This window comes from Flavobacterium aquatile LMG 4008 = ATCC 11947 (assembly GCF_000757385.1).
GTDB classification, from domain to species: Bacteria; Bacteroidota; Bacteroidia; order Flavobacteriales; family Flavobacteriaceae; genus Flavobacterium; species Flavobacterium aquatile.
On sequence record NZ_JRHH01000005.1, the window covers coordinates 373798 to 388404 of the forward strand.

At 33.9% G+C, this 14607-nt stretch carries 7 protein-coding genes and 1 tRNA gene; 3 read left to right on the top strand and 5 right to left on the bottom strand.

The genetic code is table 11. The features are described from left to right. Positions 1-3: 3 nt before the first annotated feature. The 4 genes from LG45_RS13580 to LG45_RS13595 all read right to left on the bottom strand — a co-directional run bounded on the left by LG45_RS13580 (position 4) and on the right by LG45_RS13595 (position 5446). A complete protein-coding gene (locus tag LG45_RS13580) occupies positions 4-1104 on the bottom strand; it encodes a DUF4407 domain-containing protein (protein WP_035128053.1) in 1101 nt (366 codons plus the stop codon). Positions 1105-1263: 159 nt separating this feature from the next. Continuing rightward, complete coding sequence (locus tag LG45_RS16165) at positions 1264-3381, bottom strand: M56 family metallopeptidase (protein WP_052087597.1); 2118 nt, start codon at positions 3379-3381, stop codon at positions 1264-1266. Continuing rightward, complete coding sequence (locus LG45_RS13590; protein ID WP_035128055.1) at positions 3378-3749, bottom strand: BlaI/MecI/CopY family transcriptional regulator; 372 nt, start codon at positions 3747-3749, stop codon at positions 3378-3380. Before LG45_RS13590 ends, LG45_RS16165 begins: the two co-directional genes overlap by 4 nt. Positions 3750-4057: 308 nt before the next feature. Further along, complete coding sequence (locus LG45_RS13595; protein ID WP_035128447.1) at positions 4058-5446, bottom strand: dipeptidase; 1389 nt, start codon at positions 5444-5446, stop codon at positions 4058-4060. Positions 5447-5604: 158 nt separating this feature from the next. Here LG45_RS13595 and LG45_RS13600 point away from each other — a divergent pair. After that, positions 5605-5686, top strand: a tRNA-Leu gene (locus LG45_RS13600). A 247-nt stretch (positions 5687-5933) separates the two neighbouring features. Further along, positions 5934-6713 carry a coiled-coil domain-containing protein gene (locus tag LG45_RS13605; protein ID WP_131494667.1) on the top strand — a complete coding sequence of 260 codons (780 nt, stop codon included), beginning with the start codon at positions 5934-5936 and terminating at the stop codon, positions 6711-6713. 40 nt (positions 6714-6753) lie between these two features. On the opposite strand, the gene LG45_RS13610 is transcribed toward LG45_RS13605, so the two are convergent. After that, positions 6754-7650: a NifU family protein gene (locus LG45_RS13610; protein ID WP_035128058.1), complete on the bottom strand. Its 897-nt coding sequence runs from the start codon at positions 7648-7650 to the stop codon at positions 6754-6756. Positions 7651-7781: 131 nt separating this feature from the next. Between LG45_RS13610 and LG45_RS13615 the strand changes: the two genes are divergently transcribed. After that, positions 7782-14603 (top strand): T9SS type B sorting domain-containing protein, encoded by a 6822-nt coding sequence (locus tag LG45_RS13615; protein WP_081932083.1) that lies wholly within the window; start codon positions 7782-7784, stop codon positions 14601-14603. Positions 14604-14607 lie beyond the last annotated feature (4 nt).

Below are 14607 nucleotides of genomic sequence, written 5' to 3' on the forward strand. Positions count from 1 at the left end.
GTTTTATATTGATTTCTTCTGTTTTTCCACAAATCCATCCGATTGCAATTTCAATAATTCCATTGCACCTTTCTTTTTGTAATTGTAAAGTTCTCGGTCTTCTTTGATATCAGCATAAACTTTATCATAGATTTCGGCATCGGTTTTTCGTTGCAATTCACTTTGATAACGGTTTTGTGCCAATACATTTTTGATTCCCATTTCGGCATCCTCTTGTTTGAAATCATATTCACCTTTTGGTGATAACAATTTAGCAATAATTGGCGAAGTTTCAATGGCTAAAAACAACAACATTATGAAAAATGAAGGCAACCAAGGTAATTTATTCAAAGCATTAATTCTTGCCATTAATCCATCAAATCCATCAATTATGGGTTGCGAATCGGTTACTTTTTTGTCAAGATCGGCTTGAAGTGTTTTGGCTTTGTTTTCTTTTTCTGTAATTTTTACGGCATTTACAGCTTTTAACGAATCCAATTGTTTTAATTGTGCATCGTGTTTCAATCTTTTTTCGGCATAAACTGGACCTTTTCCTAACTTTTTAGTTCCAGCTGTTCCTTCGGCTTCGGTGATGTATGTTGCATATAATTCGTTGACTTCTTTTTCTTTTTTGGCAATATCACTTTTTAAACTATCGATTTCGGCTTTGTTTTTATCAACATCAGATTGGAAATAATTGGTAACTTGTTTTTTGTTTGCCAATGCCATTTCGTTTTTCTCTTTCAATAAAACGGTTTCAATTTCTTTCTGAAAGATTTTGATTTCGAGAGGTTTTGAAATTACAATTGCAATGATTATCGCCAAGGCAATTCTAGGTGTTGCTTGAATAAATTCGTCTAGAAAATTATCACGTTTTTTTATCGTAGAAACAATAAATCTATCGAGATTGAAGATTAAAAAGCCCCAAACTAGCCCGAAGAAAACCGCGGTGTAGACATTGTCAAAAACCGTGAAAAGCGCATAACTACTGGCAATAAAAGCCATAATTGCTGTGAAGAAAACTGTGGCTCCAATTCCGGCATATTTGTTTTGTTCGCCGTTGGAACAGCCGTTCACAATGTCAGTGTCGACACCAGAACAAAGAATAAAAAAACGTTTTAACATGATTGATTGATTTTATGATTGATGATGATTATACAAATTTAACGCCAAAAATTTTATAATGTTGTAAAATCTTGAAAATTAGTTTGGTTAGCCACTGATTCACAGATTGTTTTAAAAGAAAAATCCGCTTGATTGGAGCGGATTTTGTTTTAAATTATTTTATATTTTCTCACCTTTTTTATTAACTCTGAATCCCCAACGATTGTAATATTCAAAGATATTATCATCATTTTTCACAAAAAAGTAAGTGGCATTATTCATATATAAGTAACCGCTTTTTTTTGTTCCTTTATCTAAATCATCAAGTGACTTTATATCTTTATTATAATTAGCTTTTTCTATTTCTTCTTTAGATGCATTTCTATAATTTAAATCATTTTTTTTGATTTCACTAAGTAGTTTTTCTCCATTTTCATCAACTTTAAAACCCCAACGATTGAAATAATCAATTGTATTATCATCATTTCTTTTAAAATAGTAAGTGCCACTTTTCATATAAATCCAACCTTCTTTTTTCCCTTTTGTGTCAAAATCACTAAGTTTATCAACAATGATTGGTTTAAATTTTTCTATTTCTTCTGCCGTTGCTGGTCTTATTTTTAAATCTTTATTATCTAGTGCGGCGTATATTTTTTTAATCTCTGTATCACTAATTTCAATAATAATTTCGTCTTTTGGCTTTGCAACTTCTCCAGATTTTGATTTTTTTGGTGGCGATGGCGGAATTAGTTTTTTCTGTTCTTCAGTTAGTTCTTTATATTTTTTTCTTAAAATAGTAGCACCATTTTTACTTCTAAAAATTACGGTTGTTTCAGGATCAATTTTATCATTTTTATCACTTAAATAAAGATTGTAACCTTCTTTTCCTTCCGTAAACCAAACTATTGTGTCGGCTTTTGACTTTTTCACAACAGGGTTTTTCATTGCTGTTTGATAATTCGCAATTACAATTTTGATAGTGTCTCTTTGAAAATGAACATGGCTGTTTTTTAAATTTTCATCAAAATAATCTTTAGTGTAAAGTGTGTATTGGTTTTCTTGCGGAAAACGTTTTGAACGAGCATTTTTGTGAACAAAACTATAAGTGTAATAACTAAAATCTGTTCGTTTGTACTTTTTGATTTCCTCTTTAGTTTTTACTTGTCCATTAATCCAAACTGCCATGTCCTTGGTTTTCATTTTTTCAAATAAAGGTTCTGGAATTTCTTTTTCAATCATCATTTCTGGAATGAAATCTAGATATTTTCTTTTTTCTTCTAAAGATAAATTTTCATATAGAGTAACATCATTTCTCTTTGTTTTTTCATCACAAATTTTCACGTAAACACCGCTGTAATAACTATCTCTAATTTTATCTTTATCAGTTATTTCAGATTTTATTTTTTCTGAGATTTCACTAATTACTTTCTCTTGTGCTACAATTTTAATACAGAAAAAGTAGATTAATCCAGCGAGGATTGGAACGATAGCTACTTTTTTTAGTAGAGCTATTTTTTGCGATGTGTTTTTTGTCATCATAATTAATCTTTTTTTGGTTACTAAATAATTCAAATTACTGGCCAAGTAAATCGTTTGTTGTTCGCTACTTTTCTGCAATAGCAAGTTTTGGTAAAACGGAACATTATTATAAGTTTTCACAATTTCTTCATCGGCAAGAAATTCGTGGTTGAGTTGAATGGCTTTTTTGTATAACATAAATAGTGGATTGAACCAAAAAATGACTTTTAAAAACTCAATAAATAAGATGTCTAACGTATGTTTTTGCGTTACATGAACGAGCTCGTGCGTGTACAATTCGTCTTCAATATTTCTGTTGTTGTAATCGTCAAAATTGATAAATATCGAATCCAGGAAAGTGTGCGGAAGTGTTTTCTCGTCCACTAAAACCAAATTGGCATTTTTGTATTTTACAATTGGATTGGATTTAGATTTAGAACTTAATTTCCAAATGTTTTTTCCGAATCGTATTAGTAGTAGGAAGCTAATTAGTGCATATAAACTCCATACAATATAAGGTATATAGTTTGTTTTTTCTTCTTCGATAATTTCTGATGTTGCAATTGGAAATGATTCTTCCATCATGGGTTCGATGACTTGAACAACAGGAATAATTTTGATGATTTCAAATGTTAGAAACGGAATTGCAAGCGAAATTATGATTGAAAACAAAAGATAAAATCGATTGAACTGATGCATTTTTTCTCGTTCTAAAACCAAATGATAGAAGCCAAGAAAAACGATTAAACTGAAGGTTGATTTTAATAGAAAGTCGGTCATTTTTTCTTTTTTTGAAGTTCTACATCTATGATTTTTTTTAATTCTTCCAATTCTTTTTGACTCAAATTCGTCGAAGTTGTAAAAAACGAAGCGAATTGTGAAGCAGAATCGTTGAAGAAATTTTTAATCAATCCGTTAACGTGTTTTGAGAAATAATCTTCTTTTTTTACTAACGGATAGTATTCTCTTGAATTTCCAAATTCGTTGTAAGCCACAAAATTTTTATCAATCATTCTTTTCAATAAAGTTGCAACTGTTGTTGTTGCAGGTTTTGGTTCGGGAAATGATTCTAGCAAATCTTTCATGAAGGCTTTTTCAAGTTTCCATAAATGTTCCATTAACTGTTCTTCTGAATTGGATAATTGCATTGCTCTACGTTTTTAGAATTAACTCTACAAATGTAGAATAAAATTTCACTTCTACAACTGTAGAGTTAAAATTTAACATTTGCGTCTATTTTACTGGGTTTGCGTTAGGGATGGAAGTGGAAATCCTTTTTCTTTTTTCTTTAAAAAGGAAAAGATTGGGAACGTACAGCCCGACCTTGTTGTTTACAAATTGTTGTTTTGTAACGAAATGTTGTGCAACAAGGTAACGCCCAAAAAGAAAAATACGCTTACTCAATTAAGAATAAGCGTATTTTAAAGATTCTGAAACAAGTTCAGAATGTCAATTATTATTTAGATAATTCTACAAAATACTTATAAAACAACGGAATGGTCTCAATACCTTTCAAGTAATTGAAAATTCCAAAATGTTCGTTTGGTGAGTGAATAGCGTCACTATCCAACCCGAATCCCATTAATATGGTTTTTGATTTTAATTCTTTTTCGAATAACGCTACAATTGGAATACTACCTCCAGAACGTACTGGAATTGCTGGAACTCCGAAGGTTTCTGTGTAAGCTTTGTTGGCTGCTTTGTAACCGATACTATCAATTGGAGTCACATAACCTTGTCCGCCATGATGCGGTGTAACCTTAACTTTTACCGATTTTGGTGCGATACTTTCAAAGTGATTTTTAAACAATTCTGTGATTTCTTCCCAATCTTGATTTGGAACTAAACGCATTGAAATTTTTGCATAAGCTTTACTTGCAATAACGGTTTTTGCGCCTTCGCCAGTATATCCGCCCCAAATTCCGTTAACGTCTAATGTTGGTCGGATAGAGTTTCTTTCGTTGGTAACGTAACCTTTTTCGCCGTAAATATCATCGATGTCTAAAGCTTTTTTATAATTGTCTAAACTGAAAGGTGCTTTTGCCATCTCGGCTCTTTCTTCAGTAGAAAGTTCTTCTACATTATCGTAAAATCCTGGAATGGTAATGTGATTATTTTCGTCATGAAGCGACGCAATCATCTTTGTTAATACATTTATTGGATTTGCAACTGCTCCACCATAAAGTCCCGAATGTAAATCGCGATTTGGTCCTGTAACTTCAACTTCTACGTAACTTAAACCACGCAAACCTGTTGTGATTGATGGTTGTTGGTTTGAAATCATTCCGGTATCTGAAATTAAAATTACGTCACAAGATAATTTTTCTTGGTTTTCTTGAACAAATCCGCTAAGACTTTTTGACCCAACTTCTTCTTCGCCTTCAATCATGAATTTTACGTTGCATGGAAGCGAATTACTTTGAATCATGTATTCAAATGCTTTTACGTGCATGTACATTTGACCTTTGTCGTCGCATGCGCCACGAGCAAAAATGGCACCTTCTGGATGAATTTCTGTGGTTTTTATAACTGGCTCGAATGGTGGAGAAGTCCAAAGCTCCATTGGATCTGGCGGTTGCACATCGTAATGTCCGTAAACTAAAACTGTTGGTAGATTTTTGTCAATGATATGTTCTCCAAAAACAATTGGATAACCTGGAGTTTCGCAAATTTCAACATGATTACATCCGGCTTTTTCTAGAGAAATTTTCACAGCGTTTGCTGTATCAATGACATCTTGAGAGTAAGCTGTATCGGCACTTACTGAGGGAATTTTTAATAATTCGATTAATTCGTCAAGAAAACGCTCTTTATTTTCTTGGACGTATTGTTTTATATTGTCCATTTTTGAGTTTGATTTTAATGTCAAAATTACTAAAATAATATTTTTAAAAAAATTCATAATTCATAATTTGTAATTAAGAATTATTCTTATATTTGCACTCACAAAATTGGAGATTCATCGAATACAAATGAGAATCTTTAATCTAGTGAGATAATTTCGCGGATATGGTGAAATTGGTAGACATGCCAGACTTAGGATCTGGTGCCGCAAGGCGTGTAGGTTCGAGTCCTATTATCCGCACAGAAAGTCCAAATGAAAGTTTGGACTTTTTTTTATGCTTATAAATTTGGTTAATTTCTATGTTAAGAACTTATTTGTAGATCTAAAATTGATTCCTTTTCAATGAGTATTTTTGTAAAGTGACACAATCTGAATTGTAACCAAATATCGGAATGAAATCGCTACTAAAAAAGGTTTGTTGCAAACAAACACCTATAAATAAATGGCGATACCATATATGACCGTTTACAAATCAAATTTAGCATATATGAAAAAGAATTCTTCTATGACAGCACTTATTTTAGCGTTTATTGGTTTTGCTTTGATTTCGGGCGCACTATTTTCGTTGTATCGTTCTAGTAGCGATGTCGAAGTTGTTGAGGAAAAAAGCGAGACTGAAATTGATATTGCCAATAAAAAGATTGATGTTTTAAGCGATGAAATTCAAGAAACCAAAGAGCAAATTATAGAATCTGAATATAAACAAGACGATTTTAAACAAGAAATAATTACTCAAATTGCAGGTCAAAATATTCCAATAATCGAAATAAAAGATACCGATCTTGGCGAAGGTTCAGATGGTTATGATGAGTTGGAAAGCAAGAAAAAAGGTCAGCGAATGATGTACAACCATCAGTTAAAATTTTCACTAATGAATGTTGGAAAATTTTCATTGAAAGAAGTGATTTTCTCCATCAAAGACATTTATAATGATCCGAAAGAAGGAAAAAATAAAAAGAAAAAACCCAGCGAATACAATTACATGGGTAGAACATTTGACAACGAAGATGTTGGTGCTTATAATAATATTGAGGTGAATACTCTAAATTTAAAATCGAAAAAGTTACTGTACATATGTAATTTACCAACAAGTTTTGGAGTAGGAGATTATTATTTTGATATCATAATCGAATGGAATAATGGTTTTTATCAAATGCACGTTGACATTGAAGAGCTAAACGGAAAACTAAAATACCGTTACCAATTTTATGATGTTGAAGGTAAGCCAATTGATTTAAGAAATTTAGAAGAAAATATTAGTGCATAAAAAAATCCCTTATTTTGTAAGGGATTTTTTAGTTTTTAGTTTAAGCGTTTAACGCTTCAACAATTATATCTTTATCGTTGAGCATGTCTTTTAGCATGTTTTCGATTCCACTTTTTAATGTAAAAGTTGAGGATGGGCATCCGTTACACGAACCTTGAAGAATAACTTTTACACGTTTGCTTTCTTCATCATAAGAATCAAATAAAATATTTCCACCATCGGCAGCGACCGCAGGTTTCACATATTCTTCTAAAATATTTATGATTTGTTGCGAGGTTGTGTCTAAATTATCAAAATTCTTTATTTGCTGTTTGTCTTGATTTGCATCTTGAACAATTAGGGTTTCATCAACAACAATTCCACCATTTTCGATATATTGTTTAATGAATGTTCTTATTTCTAGCGTGATTTCCTCCCAATTTGCAAGCTCATATTTAGTTACAGAAATGTAGTTCTCGTCAATAAAAATTTCCTTCACAAAGGAGAACTGAAATAATTCTTTTGCCAATGGCGAAGAAACCGTTTCGTCAATATTTTTAAATTCAACTGCAGTTTTTGTCAGTAATTTACTAACAACAAATTTTAGTGTTGACGGATTTGGAGTAGTCTCACCATAAACAGTGATTGCCGCTTTTTTTGGTTTAAAAACATCTTCAATTATTATCTTTGCGCCAGTGTTTACATAGTCTTCAATTTGCTCGGCAACAGCATCTTTAACGTCATTCCAATCTACAATACTAAACCTTTCAATAGCTATAAAATTACTTGAAATATAGACGGTTTTCACAAATGGTAGATAGAATAATTGTTGCGCTAAAGGCGAGTTTTTTGCTTCGTCAATATTTTTAAATTCGAAACTTTCGTTTTGAGTAATAAAATCTGGGAATTCAAATTTAAGAATGGTAGGGTTTTGAGTTTCTTTTATTTTGATTTTCATAGTATGGTATCATTTTTCTGCAAATTTAACAAAGATATTTTCTCGGAATGTTTATATTTGGACTTTTAAACAATTAATTAACACTTCCGTGTAATAATTTAACATTATTTTATCGGTAAAGCAAAAATTATATGAAAAGAATTCTACTATTACTTTTGTTTGTGATTTGTAATATGTCTTATGGACAGCTTATAGTTGATAATACAACACAAACGCCGGCTCAGTTAGTCCAAAATGTTTTATTGGGTGCAGGAATTACTGTTTCTAACATCACTTTTAATGGTGCTCCTGCAAATACTATAAGTGATCAAGTTGGACATTTTACAAATGGAGTAACAACAAATATTGGAATTGATAGTGGTGTTATTTTATCAACAGGTAGAGCTATAGCAGCTATTGGACCAAATAATTCAGGTAGTACTACGTTGCCAACAACTACACCTATGGGCGGTGATCCAGATTTAGCTGCTATTGCAACTGGTTCTATAAATACTAAAGCCATCTTGGAATTTGATTTTGTGCCTGTTGGGCAAAGTTTAAGTTTTAATTTCGTTTTTGGTTCAGAAGAGTATTTAGAATGGGTAGGTTCTTCATTTAATGATGTTTTCGGTTTCTTTTTGAGTGGTCCAGGCATTGCAGGTCCATACTCAAATGGGGCTATTAACATTGCCCTTGTACCTTCTTCAACAACGCCTATATCTATTAATAATGTTAATGCCGCTTCAAATAATGCTTATTATGTTAATAATGGAACTGGTGCAACACCTGCAATAAATCAAACAATTCAATATGATGGTTTTACCACAGTAATTGCTGCTTTAGGAAATGTTCAATGTGGACAAACATATCATATTAAATTGGCTATTTCTAATGTTGGTGATAGTTCATTTGATTCTGCGGTTTTTTTACAAGCGCAAAGTTTTAATACAACTCCTTTAAATTTAGGACTTGATCTTTTAACTAATAATGGACTTGCGCCATGTTCTAATGGATTAACTGGTGGAGCTCCTACAGTGGTTGATACTGGATTGGGCGTAACCGTTCCTCATGTTTGGACATTAGATGGAGTTGTTATTCCGGGAGAAACTGGTCCGGTTATTACGGTTACTTCTCCAGGATTATATTGTGTAACAGCGTATCCTTATGGTCCATCTTGTCCTGTTAGTGATTGCTTGGTGATTGAATTTTTGCCACCTTTACCTTTAAATCCCCCAAATAATCTTATAAAATGCGCAAACCCTTTTGATTTAACTGAAAACACACCAGTTGTTTTAAATGGTTTAAATCCTGCTAATTATGATGTTAATTATTTTATTACTTTAGCAAATGCTGAGGATTTCTTTTCTCCAATTGGTAACCCAGCAAATTATATAGGTACAGATGGTCAAACTATCTACATAAGAGTTGATGATTCGTCCGGAGCTGGTTGTTTTGAAATTCAGTCTTTTCAATTAATTCTTATTCCTCCACCAACACCACCAAATCCAGCAGATGTTACAGCATGTGATAGTTATACTTTACCAGTTTTACCAGCTAATGAAACGTATCATTCTGCATCTGGAGGTCTTCCTGCAACCGAAATTCCTGCAGGCACTGTTATAACTACTTCACAGACTATATACGTATATGCACAATCTGCAGCACCTGGTTGTACATCCGAAGGTGATTTTGTAGTAACAATAATTACTGGAACACCACCCAACCCAGCAGACGTAACAGTATGCGGTAGTTATACATTACCAGCTTTACCAACAGGAAGTACTTATCATTTTGCTTCAGGTGGAGCTGCAGGTACTTTAATTCCAGTTGGAACAGTTATTACGACTTCACAGGTAGTTTATGTATTTTCACAATCAGCTACAACACCATCGTGTAGTGCAGAAGGTGATTTTGTAATTACAGTAAATACGGCACCAGCTACACCAACTCCAGCAGATGTAACAGCGTGTGATAGTTATGTTTTACCGGCATTGCCAGCAGGACAGACTTATCATTCGGTATCTGGCGGTAATCCAGCTTTAGAGATTCCATCAGGAACTTCTATTTCTACAAGTCAAACGATTTATATTTTTGCGCAATCGGGTACGGTTCCAAATTGTACAGCGGAAGGCGATTTTATAGTTACAATAAATGTTACACCAGCAACACCAAATCCTGCAGATGTTACGGTTTGTAACAGTTATATTTTACCAGCATTGCCAGCAGGAAGTTCATATCATACATTGCCAAATGGAGGTGGAACTACATTACTTGCAGGACAATCAATAACTACAACACAAGTAATTTACGTTTTTTCACAAACAGGAACAACACCAAATTGTACTGCAGAAGGTGACTTTGTAGTTACCGTAAATTATACGCCAGTTCCAGATAATCCTAATGATGTAACCTCATGTGGTAATTATGTTTTACCAGCTTTAACAGTTGGAAACTACTTTACAGGCACAAACGGATCAGGTACGCCAATGTTTGCAGGAGATGTAATTACTACCAATCAAACGATTTATATTTATGCTCAAACGGCTACGGTTCCAAATTGTTCAGATGAGAATAGTTTTGATGTAACGATTATCACTGCACCAACAATTAACACACCAACGGATTATGTAGTATGTGATGATTCGTATAATAATGACGGAATATATAACAGTTTTGATTTTACCACTAAAAATAATGAGATTACTACTGATGGAACTTTAATTATTGGATATTATGAGACGTTAACTAATTCACAAACAGGATCAAATCCTTTAGTAAGTCCATATCAAAATATTAATCCAGGACTTCAAACCATCTATGTAGGAGTTTTCAATCCAGCTGCACCAGGTTGTAAAAGCTTTACACAATTTAATTTAATTGTAAATCCGTTACCGCTTGCTAATCCAGTAATTACAGATTATGAGTTGTGTGAGACTACAATTCCTGGAGATGGCGTTGAAATTTTCACATTAAATACAAAAGATGTAGAAATAGCCAACGGACAAACCGGAGTTACTATAAACTATTATGATAATTTAACTGATGCAACGGCTAATAATACTGCTGCTGCATTGGCAAACTTGTACCAAAACACGACAGCAAATCAGCAACAAATTTGGATTAATATCAGTAATAATACTACAGGATGTAGTTCAGTAGGTACGTTTAATTTAGTAGTAAATCCATTACCAGCTGTTACCGCTCCAAACCCAATGTTTGAGTGTAGCAATGGATCTGCTATCCCATTAACAGCAGATTTTGATTTAACCTTAAATAACGGAATTATTTCTGGTGGGAATCCGGGTGTTACAGTTACTTATTATGCAACGTTGCTTGATGCACAAAACGAAGTAAGTCCGCTTGCGATCCCATATCAAAATATCTCTAACCCACAAACGATTTATGTACGTGTGGAGAACAATGCAACAGGATGTTTTGACACTACCACATTGGAACTTAATGTAACTCAAGGTCCAGTTGCCAATACACCAACACCACTTGAATATTGCGATCCAAATAATGATGGATTCGGTCCTTTTAACTTAACCGATGCTATCCCAGAAATAGTTGGCGGAGCAGTTCCGCCAGGAGTTCAGGTAAGCTTCTATGAAACAGCAACAGGCGCGCAATTAGGAGGAACTCAGAACTTATTGACCAGTCCTTATACTAATATCGATCCATGGACGCAAACCATTTATGTTAGAGTATTTTATACCTTAACCAATTGTGCCAATTTTGTAGAACTTCAATTAATTGTTAACCCAACTCCAGAGGCAACCGAGCCACAGCCTTACCATGAGTGTGATAACGATTATGATGGATTTACAATATTTGATTTAAGCACCATAGACGCAGAAGTATTAGGAGCAATAGATCCAACAACACATACTGTTTCCTACTATACAACATTACAAGAAGCACAAGTAGGCGATCCAGCTACTGCTATTAGTAATCTAACAACTTATAATTCAGACAACCAAACTATTTATGTTAGAGTGACTACTACAGCTACAGGATGTTTTGATATTGTAGCCTTACAATTGGTTGTAGATCCGTTACCAACATCGTCACAGCCAGCTTATGTGCCTTATAGTTTATGTGAAACTACAGCATTTGGAGTAGGATATGAGTCATTTGATTTATTATCACAAGTTCCAACAATATTAGCAGCTCAAACAGGCGTAGCAGTAACTTTCTACCCAAGTTTATTAGATGCACAAAATGGCACCAATGTAATTACAACATCTAGTTATGTAAATACAGCTATTTATGTTCAAACCTTAGGAATTAGATTAACAAATGAAGCGACAGGATGTTTTGTAGTTTCTACAATGGATATTCGAGTAGAACCATTACCAACTCCAATTACTCCAATTACACCACCAACGCTTTGTGATGCAGATCAAGACGGATTTACCGATTTCGATTTAGATTCGTATACTGCAGAAATTCTTCAAGGTGCTGTTTATACTATTACGTATCATGAAACAATAACAGATGCGCAAACTGGTGCTAATGCATTAACGAGTCCGTATACTAATATCAATCCGTTTGTACAAGTTATTTATGTATCAGCAGTAGATCCAATTACTGGTTGCCGTCAAACGATGCCGTTAACATTAAATGTAAATCCATCTCCACTGATGCCAAATTTGAATGATTTAACATTATGTGATCAAACAGGTAATACACAAGATGGAATAACGGTATTTGATTTAACAATTCAAACACCAATAATTCTTGCAGCACAAACTTCGCCAGCAAGTAATTATATGGTAACATATTATGTTACATTAGCCGATGCGCAAAATCAAGTTAATAATATAATAGACGTACTGACCTATAGTAACACGGTAAACGGACAAACGATTTGGGCGGTTGTACAACACAATACTACAGATTGTTTTATAATTGGTTCGTTCCAATTAAATGTAAACACACCATTATTGTTAACTACACCAGCACCACTTAGTGTTTGTGATAGCGATGCTATTCCAAATGATCAATTTACATCTTTCGATTTAACGATAAGAGATACGATGATTACTGGTGGATTGCCAGGATACACAGTTGCTTACTATCCAAGTTTGTTAGATGCACAAAACGGTACTAACGTAATTACACCAGCAACAAGTTATACTAATACTTCAGCAGCAGTTCAAACTTTGGGAGTTGTAGTAACATCACCACAAGGATGTACAAGCATCACTACATTAGACATTAGAGTATTGCCAATTCCAGTACCAAATACTAATCCGCCAGCTTTAGCACCACAGTGTGATTACAACAATCCTGGTGATATGGTAGAAATATTTGATTTAACGGTTAATGAGGCTTACATTACCAATGGTGACCCAAGTTTAACGTTACATTATTATCCAACACAACAAGACGCTATTGATCAAACTAACGAAATTATACCACCAACGGCTGCCTCGGTAGGAGGAAACGTTTGGATTAGAGTAGAGAACAATAGAGTTGATTATTTAGGTAACAATTGTTATGTATTAGTAGAACAACCCTTAACAGTAAATCCTCTACCATCATTGGCGATTATCCCAGATTATCAAATTTGTGAAGAAGACGCTGTAACCAACGACGGATTTGAAGTATTTGATTTAACAAGTCAAGCAGCAGCATTATTGGCAAACAATCCAGTAACGACTCCAGCTACAACGTACACGATGTCGTATTATACTGATGCGGCTTTAACGAATCAAATAACAAATCCAACGACATATACCAATACAAGTAATCCGCAAACTATTTATGTTGTAGCCACAAATGATACAACAGGATGTAGAAGTCAAGTAGGAAGTTTCAATATCTTGGTAAATCCAAAACCAGATATCGCTGCACCAACTACATTATTAAATACATGTGATGGTGATGGTACTAATGATGGCTACTTTGCTTACCCATTAGATGGAGCAGTAACTACAGAGGTGTTAAACGGACAAGATCCATTGCAGTTTGCAGTAACGTTCTACGATACTGAGTACAATCCAGATGCAACACCACCGTTGTTGCCAACTTCAATTGCAGACTTAGCAGGTTATATGGGTTACACACATACCATTTGGGCAGTAGTAACTAACATTGCAACAGGATGTCAAAAAATTACAAGTTTTGGAGCAATTGTAGAGCAATTACCAGAGCCACAAATAACAACAGTTGATGATATCAATACTATTTGTGTTGACTTTACTGATAATGTTGTAGTGAGAACATTAACATTAACAGCGGTAAACAATACAGTTTATTTAGATCCAACTACAATTCCAGCATTTGAATACCACTGGTTTGAAGATGGAGCAGAAGTAGCGGTAACTACAACGCCAAGTTACACTATTACACAACCATTAAACGATGGTGTATCAAGCAACTTTACGGTTCAAATGATTAACCAAACGGCACTTATGTGTGAGCAAACATCTGCTAACTTTGAAGTGTTGCAATCAGGTCAAGCCGAAATTTTAAATGGAACAATAGGTTATACAGTAACTAATGCCTTTGCAGATAATCAAATAATCACAGTAACTGTTCAAGGATTTGGAACATACGAGTATAGTTTAGATGATGGACCACGCCAAGTGAGCAACGTGTTTGAAAATGTATCGTTAGGAACTCATACTATTACCGTTTGGGATACCGAAGGCGGACTAGATAACAGTTGTGATGCATTAGTAATCACCGATGTTCAAACGATTGATTACCCACATTATTTCACACCAAATGGAGATGGAATCCATGAGAATTGGAATATTGTAGGATTAAGTGGTCAACCAAGCTCAAAAATTTATATATTTGACCGCTTTGGAAAACTAATAAAACAAATCAGTTCGACAAGCGACGGTTGGGATGGAACATTTAACGGACAAATGATGCCATCAACCGATTATTGGTTTACCGTTGACTTTATGGAACAAGGAAAGTCAAAACAATTTAAAGCCCATTTTGCTTTGAAACGATAATTAA

Excerpts from the sequence above, each read along its gene's own strand:
- LG45_RS13580 (WP_035128053.1), bottom strand. The coding sequence starts at position 1,104 with ATGTTAAAACGTTTTTTTATTCTTTGTTCTGGTGTCGACACTGACATT.
- LG45_RS16165 (WP_052087597.1), bottom strand. The coding sequence starts at position 3,381 with ATGACCGACTTTCTATTAAAATCAACCTTCAGTTTAATCGTTTTTCTT.
- LG45_RS13590 (WP_035128055.1), bottom strand. The coding sequence starts at position 3,749 with ATGCAATTATCCAATTCAGAAGAACAGTTAATGGAACATTTATGGAAA.
- LG45_RS13595 (WP_035128447.1), bottom strand. The coding sequence starts at position 5,446 with ATGGACAATATAAAACAATACGTCCAAGAAAATAAAGAGCGTTTTCTT.
- LG45_RS13605 (WP_131494667.1), top strand. The coding sequence starts at position 5,934 with ATGAAAAAGAATTCTTCTATGACAGCACTTATTTTAGCGTTTATTGGT.
- LG45_RS13610 (WP_035128058.1), bottom strand. The coding sequence starts at position 7,650 with ATGAAAATCAAAATAAAAGAAACTCAAAACCCTACCATTCTTAAATTT.
- LG45_RS13615 (WP_081932083.1), top strand. The coding sequence starts at position 7,782 with ATGAAAAGAATTCTACTATTACTTTTGTTTGTGATTTGTAATATGTCT.